The organism is Alteromonas sp. ABH2_165 (genome assembly GCF_056159945.1).
This window is the reverse complement of the sequence record NZ_JBSWWF010000005.1, coordinates 125,232-141,487: the sequence shown is the minus strand read 5'-3', so window position 1 is coordinate 141,487 and position 16,256 is coordinate 125,232. Positions and strand designations below refer to the sequence as shown.

The 16,256-nt window shown below is 46.3% G+C and carries 14 protein-coding genes and 1 tRNA gene; 6 read left to right on the top strand and 9 right to left on the bottom strand.

The genetic code is table 11. From position 1 onward, the window contains the following. Window positions 1–4: 4 nt before the first annotated feature. From ACXAFQ_RS11310 to ACXAFQ_RS11290, 5 genes are all read left to right on the top strand, one after another. The gene (locus tag ACXAFQ_RS11310; RefSeq protein WP_474821789.1) at window positions 5–1,729 is read left to right on the top strand and encodes a sodium:solute symporter family protein; all 1,725 of its coding nucleotides are present in this window, start codon (window positions 5–7) and stop codon (window positions 1,727–1,729) included. Window positions 1,730–1,811: 82 nt separating this feature from the next. Beyond that, window positions 1,812–3,644 (top strand): DUF294 nucleotidyltransferase-like domain-containing protein, encoded by a 1,833-nt coding sequence (locus tag ACXAFQ_RS11305; RefSeq protein WP_474821787.1) that lies wholly within the window; start codon window positions 1,812–1,814, stop codon window positions 3,642–3,644. 4 nt (window positions 3,645–3,648) lie between these two features. Next, window positions 3,649–4,323: a 3'-5' exonuclease gene (locus tag ACXAFQ_RS11300; RefSeq protein WP_474821783.1), complete on the top strand. Its 675-nt coding sequence runs from the start codon at window positions 3,649–3,651 to the stop codon at window positions 4,321–4,323. A 90-nt stretch (window positions 4,324–4,413) separates the two neighbouring features. Then, window positions 4,414–4,500 (top strand) — tRNA-Leu (locus ACXAFQ_RS11295). A gap of 495 nt (window positions 4,501–4,995) precedes the next feature. After that, on the top strand, window positions 4,996–6,933 hold the full coding sequence (locus ACXAFQ_RS11290; RefSeq protein WP_474821779.1) for an EAL domain-containing protein: 1,938 nt from the start codon (window positions 4,996–4,998) through the stop codon (window positions 6,931–6,933). 14 nt (window positions 6,934–6,947) lie between these two features. Here ACXAFQ_RS11290 and ACXAFQ_RS11285 read toward each other — a convergent pair whose 3' ends face one another. From ACXAFQ_RS11285 to ACXAFQ_RS11270, 4 genes are all read right to left on the bottom strand, one after another. Continuing rightward, window positions 6,948–7,277, bottom strand: a complete 330-nt coding sequence (locus tag ACXAFQ_RS11285; protein WP_474821773.1) for an Hpt domain-containing protein — start codon at window positions 7,275–7,277, stop codon at window positions 6,948–6,950. A 1-nt stretch (window position 7,278) separates the two neighbouring features. Then, window positions 7,279–8,232, bottom strand: coding sequence for a GGDEF domain-containing response regulator (locus tag ACXAFQ_RS11280; RefSeq protein ID WP_474821768.1), 954 nt, complete (start codon window positions 8,230–8,232; stop codon window positions 7,279–7,281). 72 nt (window positions 8,233–8,304) lie between these two features. Further along, window positions 8,305–8,961, bottom strand: coding sequence for a glutaredoxin 2 (grxB, locus tag ACXAFQ_RS11275; protein WP_474821764.1), 657 nt, complete (start codon window positions 8,959–8,961; stop codon window positions 8,305–8,307). A 151-nt stretch (window positions 8,962–9,112) separates the two neighbouring features. Next, window positions 9,113–9,871, bottom strand: a complete 759-nt coding sequence (locus ACXAFQ_RS11270) for a ParA family protein (protein WP_474821760.1) — start codon at window positions 9,869–9,871, stop codon at window positions 9,113–9,115. A gap of 215 nt (window positions 9,872–10,086) precedes the next feature. On the opposite strand from ACXAFQ_RS11270, the gene ACXAFQ_RS11265 reads away from it, so the two are divergent. Further along, complete coding sequence (locus ACXAFQ_RS11265) at window positions 10,087–11,250, top strand: tetratricopeptide repeat protein (RefSeq protein ID WP_474821755.1); 1,164 nt, start codon at window positions 10,087–10,089, stop codon at window positions 11,248–11,250. Here ACXAFQ_RS11265 and ACXAFQ_RS11260 read toward each other — a convergent pair. From ACXAFQ_RS11260 to ACXAFQ_RS11240, 5 genes are all read right to left on the bottom strand, one after another. Further along, window positions 11,247–12,086, bottom strand: a complete 840-nt coding sequence (locus ACXAFQ_RS11260; RefSeq protein WP_474821753.1) for an isopenicillin N synthase family dioxygenase — start codon at window positions 12,084–12,086, stop codon at window positions 11,247–11,249. The genes ACXAFQ_RS11265 and ACXAFQ_RS11260 overlap by 4 nt on opposite strands. Before the next feature lie 190 nt (window positions 12,087–12,276). Then, the gene (locus ACXAFQ_RS11255) at window positions 12,277–13,488 is read right to left on the bottom strand and encodes a NupC/NupG family nucleoside CNT transporter (protein WP_070125476.1); all 1,212 of its coding nucleotides are present in this window, start codon (window positions 13,486–13,488) and stop codon (window positions 12,277–12,279) included. A 15-nt stretch (window positions 13,489–13,503) separates the two neighbouring features. Continuing rightward, window positions 13,504–14,127: a uridine kinase gene (gene udk / locus ACXAFQ_RS11250; RefSeq protein WP_070125475.1), complete on the bottom strand. Its 624-nt coding sequence runs from the start codon at window positions 14,125–14,127 to the stop codon at window positions 13,504–13,506. A gap of 163 nt (window positions 14,128–14,290) precedes the next feature. Beyond that, window positions 14,291–15,253: a hypothetical protein gene (locus tag ACXAFQ_RS11245; protein ID WP_474821747.1), complete on the bottom strand. Its 963-nt coding sequence runs from the start codon at window positions 15,251–15,253 to the stop codon at window positions 14,291–14,293. Beyond that, window positions 15,237–16,034: a type 2 periplasmic-binding domain-containing protein gene (locus ACXAFQ_RS11240; protein WP_474821745.1), complete on the bottom strand. Its 798-nt coding sequence runs from the start codon at window positions 16,032–16,034 to the stop codon at window positions 15,237–15,239. The genes ACXAFQ_RS11245 and ACXAFQ_RS11240 overlap by 17 nt, the downstream gene beginning before the upstream one ends. Between the last annotated feature and the right edge of the window lie 222 nt (window positions 16,035–16,256).

The window sequence follows — 16,256 nt, the reverse complement described above, 5'->3', positions numbered from 1 at the left end:
GCCCATGGATGTTCAATTACTGACCTTTATCATCGTAGGTGCGTCCTTCGCGCTCTACATTGCAATTGCTATTTGGGCCCGTGCTGGCTCGACTACCGATTTCTACGTTGCAGGTGGTGGCGTACCTCCCGTTATGAACGGTATGGCAACGGCCGCCGACTGGATGTCTGCCGCATCGTTTATCTCTATGGCCGGTCTGATTTCCTTTATGGGTTACGACGGTGCCGTTTACCTCATGGGCTGGACCGGTGGATACGTACTGCTGGCGCTCTGTCTGGCACCTTACCTGCGTAAATTCGGTAAGTTCACTGTACCGGATTTCATTGGTGACCGCTACTATTCACAGACTGCCCGTACCGTGGCGGTATTCTGTGCCATCTTCGTTTGCTTCACCTATGTAGCAGGCCAGATGCGTGGTGTTGGTGTGGTATTTAGCCGCTTCCTCGAAGTCGACATTGTCACCGGTGTGGTTATCGGTATGGCGATTGTATTCTTCTACACCGTACTTGGTGGTATGAAAGGTATCACTTATACCCAGGTTGCCCAGTACTGTGTACTGATTTTTGCTTATCTGGTTCCTTGTGTGTTCATTTCCATGATGGTTACTGGTCACATTCTGCCACAAACTGCATTCGGTGCGACGCTGGCTGACGGGTCGGGGATATATATGCTCGACAAGCTCGACCAACTCTCGGTGGATCTCGGCTTTACGGAATACACCAACGGCAGTAAGAGCACGATTGACGTATTCTTCATCACCTTTGCACTGATGGTAGGTACAGCTGGTCTGCCTCACGTAATCGTACGTTTCTTCACCGTACCTAAAGTACGCGACGCTCGTAAGTCTGCAGGTTGGGCGCTACTGTTCATCGCTATTCTGTACACTACAGCTCCTGCTTTGGCTTCGTTCGGTCGTGTAAACATGATTGAAACCATTAACGGCCCAGATATGGCGGGTACGGAGATCTCTGAGCGTCCAGAATGGATCCGCAACTGGGAGAAAACCGGTCTTATCACCATTAATGATAAGAACAACGATGGCAAGATGTACTACAGCGCGGGTAAAGCGTCTGATCCTGCTAGCGCTAACGAAGTAGATGTCGATCGCGACATTATGGTACTGGCTAACCCTGAAATTGCGAATCTGCCTGCCTGGGTTATCGCACTGGTGGCTGCCGGTGGTGTGGCTGCAGCATTGTCAACATCGGCGGGTCTGCTGCTGGTTATCTCAACTTCGGTTTCACACGACTTGCTGAAACGTAACTTTGCACCGAACATTACCGATAAAGCAGAACTGTTCTATGCCCGACTGGCGGCTGGTGTCGCCATCGTGATTGCAGGCTACTTCGGTATTAATCCGCCCGGGTTTGTGGCGCAGGTGGTGGCCTTTGCCTTCGGTCTGGCGGCATCGAGTTTCTTCCCTGCAATTATCATGGGTATCTTCAGCAAGCGTATGAATGGTAAAGGTGCGATTTCCGGTATGATTGCAGGTATTGCTTTCACCGCGGCCTACATCATTTACTTCAAGTTTGTGAACCCTGCTGCGAATACGCCTGATAACTGGTGGTTCGGTATCTCACCTGAAGGTATTGGTACCATGGGAATGATGGTTAACTTTGTAGTGGCATTCGTTGTGTACAAGATGACAGGTGAAGCGCCTCAGGAAATTCAGGATATGGTTGAAAGTATCCGTTTCCCTAAAGGTGCGGGTGAAGCCTCAGGTCACTAAGTTTGACAATACGCGTTAAATAACGACAGTGAATAGAGCTCACCTGTGAAGGTGGGCTCTTTTTTATTGGGAGGGATTTTCAATGAGTGTCGTACCCCAGCAGGTAATTGATTTTCTAAAAACGTCAGCGCCGTTCGATCAACTGAACGACGACGAAATGACTGCTTTAGCTAAACAGGCTAATTTAATTTATCTTACTGATGACAATAAATCATCGTTACTGAAGGAAAACGCAGGACGGCTTTTCCTTATTCAGAACGGACAGTTCTCGGTGAAAGACTCAGGGCAGAGTGAAAGGTATCTTAGTGAAGGCGATTACTTTGGCTATCACGCCTTGCTCGACAAAGTGGATTATCAGCTTGAAGTCACCGTAGACAAACCAGGCTTGGTTTACTGTTTTACCGCTAACGCCTTTGAGCAAGCATGCAGTTATCCTGCAATTGCTGACTTCTTTCATGGCTCCCGCACTGACGCATTGCAGAACCAGGCCGTGGTAGATTCCAACTCTATGTGGCTGTACAAGCCGGTTCACGAAGTGATTGACCATGCGCCGGTGCAGGCCTCGGAAGACGTCACCATACAGCAGGCCGCACAAATTATGTCAGAGAATAAAGTGTCGTCGCTGTTGATCACCCGCGAAGATAAGCTGGTGGGAATAGTGACCGACCGGGATCTCAGAAACCGTGTGGTAGCAAAAGGGACAGCGTTGTCGCTGCCTGTATCGGCCATTATGACTGAAGGCCCGGCTATGATTCATCAGTACCGCACTATGTTTGATGCTATGTCTATGATGAGCGAGCGTAACATTCATCACCTGCCTGTCATCGACCGTCACAGTCGTCAACCCATGGGCATGATTACGGCGTCTGACGTGGTAAGACACCAACGGGGCAATGTACTTTACATTATCGGTGAGCTTGCTAAAGCAGAAAACCTATACGAGCTTACCCGCCTTTCCTGGCAAATGCCGCATTATTTTGCTTCTCATGCCAAACGCCCGGGCGATTTTGATATTGCCGGAAAAGTGCTGTCGCAGGCCACGGATGTCATGACCCGCAAACTCATCCATTTTTTTCAGCGGGAGCATGGGGCCGAGCCGATGAAATATAGCTGGGTGGTTTATGGGTCGCAGGCAAGGGAAGACCAGACCATGGGTTCCGATCAGGATAACGGCTTACTCATGGAGAGAACACCCAACGAGTCAGAAGCCCGCTATTTTGCTGAGATGGCCGAGTATGTATGTAATGGTTTGGCGAAGTGCGGCATTAAATTGTGCGACGGCAATATTATGGCCTCAAACCCAGAATTGCGCTTATCCATCGAAGAGGCCCAGGCTGAGGCGAGGGAATGGGTGAGGCAACCTACGCCCATGGCGATCATGCATTTTAATATTTTCCTGGATGCCCGCTGTGCAGCCGGAGATCTTGATCTGTTCCGGCGCATGCAACTCGCTCGCGGGCCATTGCTGAAACAGAAAATGTTTCTGGCCGCATTGGCGCGCCACAATAATGATATAGGCATTCCCCTTTCTGTGTTCCAGAAGTTTGTGTATGAAAAAGGCTATGAGCAGAAAGATCTTATCGACCTGAAAGTTAAAGCGATTGCAATTATCAATAATCTGGCACGTATCTATGCGTTGGCAAATGGTCTGGCTATGCCGTCCACACTGGCACGACTAGCAGCGTTGCCGTCAGGTTCAGGGCTCTCCACCAAAGACGCGCAGAATCTGCGGGATATTTGGTTGTTCCTCAATCGCCTGCGCTGGCGTCATCAGCTTACCAACAACGTAACAGACAACAGGGTATCGGTCTCAGAATTATCTTCTATTGAACGACATCAGTTAAAAGCTGCCTTCAAAGCTATCGACAGAGCGCAGCAAGGCGCAGTGATGAATTTTTCAGGTGGTATGAGCTAGGTTTATGTTTGCAAAGTTAAAACGTTGGCTGAGTGGCACGCCCGCGCTTCCTGAAGGCTGGGCAGAAAAGCTTATTCGCGATACGCCGCTATTGGCAGTAGATTTGGAACTCACGTCTTTAGACATTGCAGAGGCGAAGGTAACCTCTATTGGCTGGGTAGAGGGGGGCGACAACAGTATCAATATCGAACGCTGCGGCTATCACGTGATTAGAACGTCCGGTGATTTGGCGCAGAGCCCGGTTATCCATGGTCTCACCGAGGAAGCGCTCACCGAGGGTATGCATATTCGCGACGTGCTGGCTGAACTGGTGCCATTTGCCGAGACGCATCTATGGCTTTGTCATAATGCGGCGTTGGATCTTGGAATATTAAAACGGGTATTTAATAATACGGGCATCGTTTGCCCAGACATTGTCGTGCTCGATACATTAAAGGTAGCTGTGTACCAATTGAAAAAGCACCATGAGGTACTGCCATCAAACAGTGCGAATTTATCTGTTTGTCGTCAGCGCATGGGCCTTCCTGCTGCGCCCGCTCATAATGCGTTAGACGACGCCATGGCAACCATGCAACTCTGGTTTGCGCAAAATCAGGCGCTGAATCGCGCAAAAAATATCGCTATTGGCGACTTAATGCACACTCAGGCAGTTTCTTGCAAAAAAATGGAAAAAAGTTGAATTTGTTGATTGACAAGTGCATCGAATATCCGTAAATTGCGCACCCACAACGAGACGGGGTTTAGAAACAAACCAAGTATCGTAAGTAATGCCCAGGTGGTGAAATTGGTAGACACGCTAGCTTCAGGTGCTAGTGCTCTAACGGGCGTGGCGGTTCAAGTCCGCCCCTGGGCACCATTCTTCTTCTTGCGTCCGCAAGTGCTTTAAATAAAAACTTATCGTCTGATTATAAATCAACCCGTTTAGGGTGTTGGTTTCATTGATCTTTTTCGTTATATCCAAAGTTAACTGTCTAAATTACTAAATTTTTTGTCATTCGTGTCTATAGCGCGCAAAAGTACAGGTTTTCGTAACTGACTATAGTCATTAATAAATCTCCCTTTAAATTAGACTAAAGGCTAATTCCTCGTCTAGTCGCGAATAACAACTTATTGAAAATCATACTTTATAAAAAAATTACCTCAGTAGAATCATAGATCCTTACCAATTTGCATTGGTTTTTTTAAATACTACCGAGAAATTCTAAAGGAAATGGTTTTCAGTTCGTCGCCCTTTCTACAATTTAAAGCTACGTCACTGCTTTTCTATCGCTATGCATTCTTAGTGTTGGCGCTAATTAGCCTTTTGCTGATCGTCTTTAACTACTCCTCATTTAACAACAGCGAATTTAATATGCTGACGGAAGAGGAAAGTATTGATGTGACCGGCTATCGGGCGGGAAGCCAATTTGAAGTGGATCAAAATGGTAGCATCATACTGAGCTGTGCCATTCAAAGTGTTCTGCCTAATGAGAAATGCGGATTGGAATTTGATTTTGTAAAAGCCGCCAGTTCGGCTTCCATCGATGCGCTTCCGTCTTTTGCTAATCTTGAAACCATTAATGCTAGTGTGTCTGCGAGCCGAGATGGTGTGCTGGTAAACATTCCGGTTACCCTTACTTTTCATCTTGCTCGCCATAATTCGATGGGACAGCTTAATGGTTTGCGATCCATTCGTTATGAGTCGGCGCACTTTATGTCCAATACACCGCAATTACTGCCTCGGGAACGTGTTGTGCCAGATAGCTGGTGGAACGAACAGTTTGATATATCCACCGCGCTGGAGGCGTCTGACCTATCGAGCGTAACTGGATTGTCTTTATATCTGGAAAGTTCTGCTGAATTGCAACCAGGCCGGTATGAAGTCACTATTGATCGGTTGATGTTCAATCAGCACTTAGTTTCCCCCGGTTCAGTGAACCTCATTCTGGCGTTAGTTTGGCCTACGGCCATGCTTGTTTTTCTCACCCATTACCTGTTAATGAAACGTGCGGAGGTGCATCAGCTCAGTGTACAGAGCGATACCGACCCTGAAACGGGCATGATGAATATGAGTGGACTGCGTCGCTTATATCCTGGGAAACTGACGTTACCCGTAACCGTGATTAATATTCGGGTAAATAACTTCTTCTCATTACAAAAAGAGTTTTCCAGACAAACCGTCTTCAGTCTTATTCAGCAAACGTTTCAACCCTTCACCTCAGAGCAAGGGGCGCGACTATTAATGGTGAAGCTGCAAGACGAAAACATTCTGTTGATTGGAGGTGCTTGCGATGAGTCGTTGTTTGGCAAGCTCATTTCAGCATCCAAAAAAGGCATCAAAATGGAGTCACTAGGGCACCTGCGACTGGACCTGAAAATGGGGATTGCCAAAGGAGAGAAGGGCATGACCATGGAGGCATTGCTTGCCCAAAGCACGATTGCCATCGATGCTATTAATGAAGGTGAAGCTAGTTACAAGCTTTATCATCCAGAGTTACGAAAGGCATGGCGTCAGGCACGGTTTGTCGAACAAGAACTCAGAATTGCCCTCAAGCAAAAAGCGTTTCACTTAGCATTTATGCCTATTTATGACGCGGCAGAACAGCGTATTTGTGGTGCTGAGGCACTATTGCGTACTTCCCATTTACCGCTTAAGAGTTTCTCTCCGGAAGTGTATGTGCGGGTGGCCGAACAGGCTGGTTTGATAAGGGAGATCGATCTGTGGGTGCTGGAGGAGGCCATGAAAGCCTTACAGAAGTTGAATCAAAAAGACTTTGTCATGGCAGTGAATATTTCGTCCCGGGAGCTCATGGATATTGAATTCGCTGAAGAGCTGAGGTGCCTCATCACACGATACCATATCACCCCGTCACAACTGTGCCTGGAAGTAACGGAAACCTTCTTTCTGGATGTAAATGGTATTTGTTTTGAGTCTATTCAGGCAATTCGCGATCTTGGCGTACAACTGTCCTTAGATGACTTTGGTACTGGTCATGCGTCGCTTCAGCATTTGTTAAACATGCCTATTGATGAAATTAAGATCGATCGCAGTTTTGTATGGACGCTAGACAATGAGAAGAGTGCTGTAATTGTTGATGCAATCGTATCTATTGCTGGGATTTGTCAATACCACGTTGTTGCAGAAGGCATTGAAACCGAAGCACAATTGAACAAATTGGCCGGGTTGGGTTGTCGCTATTTCCAGGGGTATCTCATCGCTAAGCCTGATTCATTTGAAAAGCTGGTGGAGATTTGCAGCGAAGTGAAAAATTCGCGCCGCTTAGATACACAGGTCAAACTCAGAGCTTAATGTACACTAAGCATTTATCTGTGTTGATAGGTAATAACAGCTTGCTGAGTCAAAGTGAGCGCCTCTTTAATTTGCGCAAGTTGCTGCGAACTTAAAGCCTTGTTCGCCTTTAAGTCTTCTTCAGTGTGTTGCATGACGTTACGTAAATTCTCAGCACCGATCTCTGCTGCTGAGCCTTTGAGCGTGTGTGCGCTTAACACCGTAATAGGTTGATTGTTCTCAAGCTGTGCCAGCAGTTCTCCGGCTTGTTGTTCGAACAACGCCAGCAAACGTGAATACAATACGTGATGATTCCCTAACCGATATAACGCTTGCTCTGCATCGAGAACCGCTAATTCTGTCATCCTATCCTGCGCCTACTAGCATGTCGCCATGTTCATCAATGAAAGCATAAGAATTTCGCCCATTTGCTTTAGCGTGATACAGGCACTTGTCGGCGTCCATGAGCGCTTTATCAATACTGGTATCGGTGTTGGGGTGGTAGGTGGCTGCGCCAGCGCTGACAGTAAGGTAACCGGTGGGAGACGCAGAGTGTTCAATATACTGGTGTGAAATGGTTTGCAAGATGCGCTCGCAAACCGTACGCGCTCCATGTTCGCTGGTATGGGGAAGAAGGATGAGGAATTCTTCACCGCCTACGCGAATGAGTTTATCACGAGGCCGTAATAGGGATTCTTGTAGCGATTTAGCAATTTTCCACAAGCAGGAGTCACCTTTGATATGCCCATAATGATCATTAAATTGCTTGAACAGATCCGCATCGAAGATTGCGACAGAAAGTGCCTGATTTTCCCGCTCTGCATCCTTCACCATTTGTGGAAGATGCTCTTCTAGGTAGTGACGGTTAAAACAACCTGTAAGTCTGTCGGTATAAATAAGCTGTTCAAGTAAATCAGTTTTGAGCTTACTGCTTAAGTGAAATTTTACACGATTAATCAGCGTGGTGGCGTTAACCGGCTTTTGCACAAAATCCGCGCCGCCAGCATTCCAGCACTTTTCTTGCTCTTCATCAGATATTGATGCCGTAACGAATACTACCGGAATATCCTCGGTACGGGAGTCGTTGCTAAGTATAATGCAGGCTTCATGGCCATCCATATCGGGCATATAAACATCCATGAGCACCAAATCAGGCGGTGTCTCACGGCAAAATTCTATAGCCTCCGACGCACTATCTACCGAGTGACAAGTAAACAGCGGCTCCAACAGCGTCGTCATGATGAGTCTGCTGGCCGTCTGGTCGTCGACAATGAGAACATTGCAGTCTTGCAGGGTTCGGGAAGTCTTCTTATTGTACAAACACGTACCTCCTCTTCTCATGAAAGGCAGAATCTACTCTGCCTGAACTGAGTGTTTAATTACTGTCGCCGTTTAAACCGCGACGTCTGTGTAGAGCTGAATTTTTGTTAAATCCGCTACAGCATGAACATATTGGTCTAGTGCATCCGGGAAGTTGATGTCTTTAACCATAGTCAGGTTACGCAAAATTGGAAATACCATAATGTCGTTCCAGCCTAGCTGATTCATTTGCTGCGCAGGGAGCGGCGGCACAGGCATTTCAGCAAGTGCAGCTTCAACACGCTCTTTGTAACTGGTGGAATTCGAGAATGCTTCATCAAAAGACATGCCGAGCGTCTTTTCTTTTTTTGTTCGGAAATAATCTTTTGCTGATTCAGTGGCAAATTCAGGCTGCTTAATCATAACATTGCGGGGAAACAGCAAGCCATTGATTTCACCACTGACATTATCGAGATGACGGGTATATTTCTCCGGTTCGACCTTAGGCAGCAGTTTTTTATCTTCTGGTGCCATTGCTTCAAGTTTGGCAACGATATCTAAACTCTCACCCATGGCGGTACCGTCATCGAATTCTAGGATCGGCACCATTTTCGCGCCAATAAGTCTGTCGCAGGTCTCCGCATCGTCATTAAGCAGGTAATTTTTCTTATGCTCAATACCAAAGTAATTGGCTGCCATATCGGCGCGAACACAGAATGGACAGTGTAGATACTGATGTATGGTTGGCATAATACCTCCAGAATATTGTTGTGTTGAAATGGTGCGCATCTAAAAGTCGGGAAAGCCGCGCTAACATTATCTACGATAGTTTGCCTGAAAAGTTTGCCTGAAAAGTTTGCCTAACGCCTCGGATCTTCGGCGGCCTGAACTAATACATAGTTTAATCTACGTGTTCTAGCTCCTTCCACAGTGCAGCGAGTTGCTGACTGACTTTGTGAGACGGTGCATAAAAGGGTAATGGCACGCGTTTAGAATGCGATTCCTTCACCTTTACCGTGCTATTTATCTTACTTTCCATGACAGGCAGGGATTTCTCCTTTAACAAGTCAATCAAAGTCGTGGGGAGTTTTGCCTGTGGGTTGAATTGATTGATGATAATGCCTTCTAATTGCAATTCCGGGTTATGGTCAGAACGGAGTTCAAGAACATTATCAAGTAAGCGATCTATCGCTTGCACGGAAAAATCGTCACAGTCGAAAGGGATAACGAAACTGTCGGCGGCAATCAGTGCAGCCTTTGAATAAAAATTAAAGTTTGGCGGGGTATCAATGTAAACCCGGTCAAAGTCTGCTTCGAGTGCCTGTAAGGTCTCTTTCAACTTGAACATTTTGTAGCGGGTTTCAAGTTCCCGTTCTAGCTCTGTCAGGCTTGGATGAGCTGGCAGAACATATAAGTTTTCGAATGCGGTTGGACGCACAAATGCCGAGGGAGGTTGAGGTTTAGAAAACCATCCAACTACCTGTTTGAACATATCAGCCACCGTCACACCATCATCGTTAATGTCTATTCCACAATAGTGTGTGCTGTTGCCTTGCGCATCTAGGTCTACCAGTAACGTGCGAAGGCCATTGCGGGCACTTTCAGCAGCCAGATTCGTGCTGATAGTGGATTTGCCCACGCCCCCTTTTTGATTAAACACAACGCGCTTCATCTCGTCCCTCGGTGAGAATGTGAGTTTCAAGTTTAAAATATGCACAGCTTTGGCGGCCGTTGTAAAGGTGGCCAGTTAGATATGAATGAAAAAAATCAGGATATGACCAGTGAAAGGCATTTTTTAGGCTTAATGTAATAAATATGTTAATTATTCTCTGACTGGTTATACTTACTGAGTGCTCGAGAATAAAGGTAGCAATTATGTTTGAAGTTTTAAAAGCTATTTTAGTGACCGGCCTTTTACTTTTAATTAGCGGCTGCACTGCAGGGCGCCTATCTACAGTTGACCAACAGGCACTCTTGAAAGATGGGTATTTCCCGCACGCCCAAAATCATGCAATTGAAACTGCAGAGCAGGTGTTTTCACTCAGCCCGGAAGCACAGCAATTCGTTATAAACTCACAAAATGCCAATAAAAAACAATTGGAGAATATTCGCGGGCTGGTACAGGCCTTTTTTGATGAAGAGCAGGCGGGCATACGCTATCTCACCAATGCCAATACGGTTGCTGCAGATACCTTTGCGAACCGCGAGGCCAATTGTCTGTCACTGACTATTATGGCGTTTGCCATGGCCGAGTTTGCAGGCTTCTATCCTACTTTATATGAAGTCAAAATTCCGGAATACTGGGTTCGACGGGAAGGCACCAGCTTACTTAATGGTCATGTCAATTTACGCATTACAGTGCCTACAGGGATCCGTAAAACAGTACCTTCTAAAAATTATGTCGATGTAGATTTCGATCCACAAACGATTCGACAACGTTTCCCTCGCATTCAGGTCAGTAAGCAAAAGATTCTTGCGATGTTCTATAACAACAAGGGAGCGGATGCGCTACTGGTTGGTGATGAATCATTGGCTTATCGTTATTTTTCTGAGGCGGCTACAGTGTATCCGGGGTTCGGTGGTACTTGGGCTAATCTCGGTGTGCTTTATCGACGTGCAGGCGCTTATCGGGCTGCTGAAGCGAGTTATCAGCAGGCCATAGCCTTAGACGAAGAGAATTTTACGGCGTGGGAAAACTTGGCGCTGCTTTACGAACTGCAAGGCAAAAATAGCGACGCTGAAGAAATAATGACAACGCTGAAAGCCAAACGCGATAACAATCCGTTTTATCATTTTATGCTTGGCGAAGAAGCGTACGAGTTGGGGGAGTCGGAATTGGCGTTAAAGCATTATTCCCGCGCTATGCGTTTAAATCGGCAGCGCCATGAAATACTTTTTGGCTTGGGTAAAACGTATTTCGAGTTGGGTGAAATTGATAAGGCGGCAACGTATATAAAGTTGGCAGCCCGGTTTGCACCAGGCCGCCACGATGAGAAGCGTTATTTGAGCAAATTGCCCAGTTTGCAAAGTGCCCTTTAGATCACGCCCAGTTCTTTCAGGCGCTCATGCAGGTAGGATTTCGCCGTGTGACGTTCTGACAGCACAACATCAGGTCGCGGATGCAGAAACAGCGGCAGTGAGATCCGTGATTTAGTCACATCGGTGCCCGCAGGGTTAATTACCCGGTGTGTGGTTGATGGGAAGTAATGACCAGAAGCCTCCTGCAACATATCTCCAATGTTAACTATCAGGTTACCGAAGTCGCAGGGCACGTCGATCCAATTGCCGTCTTTGCCTTTTACCTGCAGACCAGGCTCGTTCGCTGCCGGCAGAATGGTAATAAGGTTAATATCTTCATGGGCGGCAGCACGAATCGCATCAGGTTCTTCATCGCCTTGCAGCGGTGGATAGTGCAGTACACGCAGTAGCGTTTGATCGCTGTCTTTTATCATATTCGACAATGGCTGACTGTAGAGTTTACTGACATCTTCTGGAGAATGATCTTCAATCCAGCCTAACAATTCGCGAGCCAGATCGTTGGCTTTGTCATAGTATTCAGCCAGTTGTGGACGCAGCGCTTCTGGGCACTGACCCCACGGGTAGAAGTGGTAATATTCTTTTATGTCTTTTTTAGTGAAGCCCTTGGCAACTTCAGAAACGCTTTGCGGAAAAAAGCCATCCTGCGTCCCTTTGTTATAAACATAATTATTCTTGTCTTCATTATCGAAGAATGTCTGCCAGTTCTGGTAAATTCCGGTAACCATTGCCTGGCTGATTGGGTGGTTTTTCAGTACACCAAATCCGGTTTCGCGTAGTGATTCCACAAACGCTTCCTGGGCATTGGGAGCCTGATAATCAACAGCTTCTAATTGCATTACGATACCCTCAAAAAAATGAATGCCGAATTATAGGTAATACCGGCCTTTCCGAAAAGGTTATGCGGTTGACATAAGTCAATTCCGGGCCTTATCTATGGCCAGTTTTCGTTACAAAAGCTGACCAGTTAGTCTGATTTATAGTGCTAAAAAAGTGAGCACTGCTCACTTCTTCAGATTTTCTGTCGTATTAGCCTAGTGAAAGGTAGAAACCGGCCAACGAGGCGCTCAGCAAGTTGGACAAGGTGGCGGCAAAGATGGCCTTCAGTCCTAATTGCGCAATTTCTTTTCGTCTTGTGGGCGCCATGGCGCCAATGCCACCCATTAAAATAGCGATAGATGAAAAGTTAGCGAAGCCACAAAGCGCAAAAGTAATAATAGCCTGTGATACTTCAGAGAGCTCTTGTTGATGCTGAAGGAAGTCAAGGTAGGCAACGAACTCATTTACCACGAACTTTTGACCGATAAAACTTCCAGCAAGCTGCGCTTCGTTCCACGGTACACCAATTGCCCATGCAAGCGGCTGAAGCACATAGCCGAGAATGCCCTGGAAAGTGACATCTTCATACCCAAATAGTGCGCCGGCCCAGCCAATCAGGCCGTTAAGCATGGCAATCAGCGCGACGAAAGCCAACAGCATAGCACCCACGTTTAAAGCCAGCTGTAAGCCTGAAGCTGCGCCACTGGCGGCTGCATCGAAAACATTCGCATAGCTGGTTTCAGACGCATCAATATCTTTAAGGTCGTCTTTAGCACTTTCTGTTTCGGGCAACATAATTTTTGCCATTAACAGTCCACCCGGCGCTGCCATGAAGCTAGCAGCAAGCAGGTACTTTAACTCTACGCCCATCCCGGCATAACCCGCCATAACCGACCCGGCGATAGACGCGAGTCCGCCTACCATTACAGCGAACAATTCAGAACGCGTCATGTGCGGTATAAACGGGCGAACAACCAGCGGCGCTTCTGTCTGGCCAACAAAAATATTGGCCGCGGCAGACATCGATTCTGGACGACTGGTGTTGAGTACTTTTTGTAAAAAGCCGCCAATGAGGCGAATAACCCAGTTCATAATGCCGAGATAGTAAAGTACGGCAATTAAGGAGGAGAAAAAGATGATGACCGGCAGCACATTAAAAGCAAAAATAAAGCCGAGAGATTTATTGCCCACAGCACCGAAAACAAAATCGATACCTTGTTGGCTGTAACCGATTATGTCACCGACGAACTCAGTCATCGCCAGCAGCATCTGAATACCAGGCTCGAAGTAAAGAATGAAGGCGCCTATTAACGCCTGAATTGCAAATGCTCCGCCTACCGTGCGCCAGTTAATCTTATTACGATTTGAGGACAGCAGGAACGCAATGCCGAGCAAAAGCACGATGCCCAGTAAACTCACCATATTGATTTTCCTTTGTTATTGTAATGCCTGTTGTATGTGTGACTTGATCACATCCAGGGCTATTTGGTTTTTGCCACCTTGGGTGACAACCACATCCGCTGTGAATCGGCTGGGTTCAATAAACTGATGATACATGGGCTTCACGGTCGCTTCATACTGCTTGGCGATGGATTCCATGGTTCTGCCTCTTTCTTTCACATCTCGCATCATTCTGCGCATTAAGCAAATATCGAGTGGTGTGTCGACAAAAATCTTGACGTCGTAAAGCGGCAGTAATTCAGGTCTTGCTAGTAGCATAATACCTTCAAGAATTATTACTGGAGCAGGATTAAGCCTTTCAGTATCGGGTAACCGGGTATGCGTTTTAAAGCAATAATGCGGATAATGAATGGGTTCGCCTTTACGCAACGCTTGTAAATGCGCTTTGAGTAGTTCGTGCTCAAATGCATTTGGGTGATCGTAGTTATTCTTCTCGCGGGCTTCCATGGGCAAGTGATCTTGTGCGCGATAGTAATGATCTTCGCGAAGTACCTGTACAGGGCGGCCTTGCGCGCTAAATGCATTTAACAGATTTTCTGTAAAAAGTGACTTACCAGAGCCCGAAGCGCCGGAAATAGCAATAATTAATGGTGACTGCATAACTCAAGAGGGAAAATTTATCTCTTGCAAAGATACGCATTTGACCCTCGCGAATCAATGTAAAATTCACGATAAGATGGAAGAACAGCTAACTTTGCGTGTCAGTGAAGAGAGTCTGAACGCTTATTTTTGCTGTATTTAGGTGTGGTTATGTGTTCGTTAACTATTTTCCGATAACAATAATGTCCTCTTCAGTAATCGGCGGTAACGCAAAAGAATGCTGCTTAGAACGAGAGCCTTCGCCCTGTGCTCTAGGCGGGTAATACTTTTCCTTCTCAGCAAGGAACGGCTCGAAGGTTTCGTCTAATGCTGCTCGTATTTCACTTAAGGTTTTATCGAGATTGGCATTAAAGTCGGGTTTTTTACGTTTGGTATGCCCCAACTCGATCAGACGTAAGAAAACGCGATTAGCGAGATTGATCAGTTCCTGAGGAACATCTTTGTTCTGAGGCAGGTTGGCATCGGGGTTTTCAATGCAGTAACGCACTAAAGCGGTGTAGAAGCAAAACGGCTTGTTTTGCATAAGAATGGCCCGGCCATCCACTCCATTGCCAATTGATTTTGTATTTAAATCAATAATTAACTTCGGTTCGGGCGGCGGTGGAATATCCTTCAGGGCCGCTTTTTTGCTTCGCGTTCTTGGCTTAACGCCCACGAGTATGGGGGCCATTATTAACGCCGCTAGAATCGCTAACGGGTGCAGGCTTACCGAAGCGTATAAAGGCTTCATAGTGAGGCCGATTATGATTTGCTGCTCGGCTGTCTGCAGTTTCATCAACATGGTCGATGACCATTCGTGACCCGTTTGATTATCTATACTGACATGCTGAATCTGATTAAGATAAAGGGGATAGTCTTGTTCGTAGAGATAGCCGTTAATTCTTGATAAGTAGCGCAGAACAGCGGCATCGTTTACCGGCGTGTTGAGTGTTTGATTGCCCACATCCAGGTAGCCGAGGTCGAGGCTTACCCGACGCTCAATCCGATCAAGGGCATTGTGACGCTCAGTATAGGCGCCAACGGTCTGGCCCAGCATTATAAAAGTTTGAAACAGTGCAAACAGTAATAAAGCAACCGCGGCCGCTTTACTCCATTGGGATGCGGTCATTTCACTGAGCGTTTGCATCAGCACATGGCTCCTTTATATCTACTTGTTGGTAGTACTTTTTAGTTTGTGTCGCAGCCACTTCCTTAATAATATTCTGAACGGCACATTTTAAGTCGGTGTTGCGGGTTTGCATTTTGAGGTACCAACGCATCCCACTGACACTGCTTTCAAGCGCAGTAATGTAGCTTTTCGACAGCGTCTCAGCATCATTCTTATCCCAATAAGAAGAAATGATATCGACTTCCCCAGATAACAAACCACGGCGTAATTCTTTGTGCGAGCTGTAATAGTGAAGGCTGACATTATTGTCGTTTAAATCGAGTGATTTGAGTACGGTTTTAGGAACAATATGCCCGGAGCGGCTGCTGGGATAATCGAGAATACCGATACGTTTTCCTAATAAATACTCTTTAGAAAGCTCGGGCTTTTCTCGCAACGCTATGAAGTAAGCGGTGTAGTCGGGATGGGAGGCTAGCTCTTGGTAACCGTATATTTCACTGGCGCCGAACGCATTCACCACATTGTTCTTTACCAGCGCTAAATCACTAACGCCATGATTTATATAACGAAAAGTGTCGTAGTCATTTTGCCCAACGGTGATTTTCACATCGCCGAACTGTCGCTTTATCACTGAGTTTGTGCATAGGGCTGTTAATATACTCTCCGAGAATGTTTGCTCAGTGAGATACACGTCGAAGTCATCGCCATTAATAGAAAGGCGTTCATTGCAGCGTATAATTTCACCAGTTTGCGGAGAAATCTCAGGAAATTCTTCATATCTTTGAAAAAATCCCACCACAACGCAACAAACTGCAATGAGTATTGTTAGTGACGTGCGAAATTGGCGTAGAAATGAAAAACTGCTCAACGGATTTAAGTTACGTAGCCTTATTTAATGAGGGGATTTCACCAGTTAAGCTTATTTAATGCAATAGGTAAGTTTATTTTAGTTGGGTAAGGTTTTGTATTTATTGGTTTTTTAATCAATAAAGCTGAATTCCAATAAACGGTGTTTATCTAA

Excerpts from the sequence above, each read along its gene's own strand:
- ACXAFQ_RS11310 (WP_474821789.1), top strand. The coding sequence starts at position 5 with ATGGATGTTCAATTACTGACCTTTATCATCGTAGGTGCGTCCTTCGCG.
- ACXAFQ_RS11305 (WP_474821787.1), top strand. The coding sequence starts at position 1,812 with ATGAGTGTCGTACCCCAGCAGGTAATTGATTTTCTAAAAACGTCAGCG.
- ACXAFQ_RS11300 (WP_474821783.1), top strand. The coding sequence starts at position 3,649 with ATGTTTGCAAAGTTAAAACGTTGGCTGAGTGGCACGCCCGCGCTTCCT.
- ACXAFQ_RS11290 (WP_474821779.1), top strand. The coding sequence starts at position 4,996 with ATGCTGACGGAAGAGGAAAGTATTGATGTGACCGGCTATCGGGCGGGA.
- ACXAFQ_RS11285 (WP_474821773.1), bottom strand. The coding sequence starts at position 7,277 with ATGACAGAATTAGCGGTTCTCGATGCAGAGCAAGCGTTATATCGGTTA.
- grxB (WP_474821764.1), bottom strand. The coding sequence starts at position 8,961 with ATGCCAACCATACATCAGTATCTACACTGTCCATTCTGTGTTCGCGCC.
- ACXAFQ_RS11265 (WP_474821755.1), top strand. The coding sequence starts at position 10,087 with ATGTTTGAAGTTTTAAAAGCTATTTTAGTGACCGGCCTTTTACTTTTA.
- ACXAFQ_RS11260 (WP_474821753.1), bottom strand. The coding sequence starts at position 12,086 with ATGCAATTAGAAGCTGTTGATTATCAGGCTCCCAATGCCCAGGAAGCG.
- ACXAFQ_RS11255 (WP_070125476.1), bottom strand. The coding sequence starts at position 13,488 with ATGGTGAGTTTACTGGGCATCGTGCTTTTGCTCGGCATTGCGTTCCTG.
- udk (WP_070125475.1), bottom strand. The coding sequence starts at position 14,127 with ATGCAGTCACCATTAATTATTGCTATTTCCGGCGCTTCGGGCTCTGGT.
- ACXAFQ_RS11245 (WP_474821747.1), bottom strand. The coding sequence starts at position 15,253 with ATGCAAACGCTCAGTGAAATGACCGCATCCCAATGGAGTAAAGCGGCC.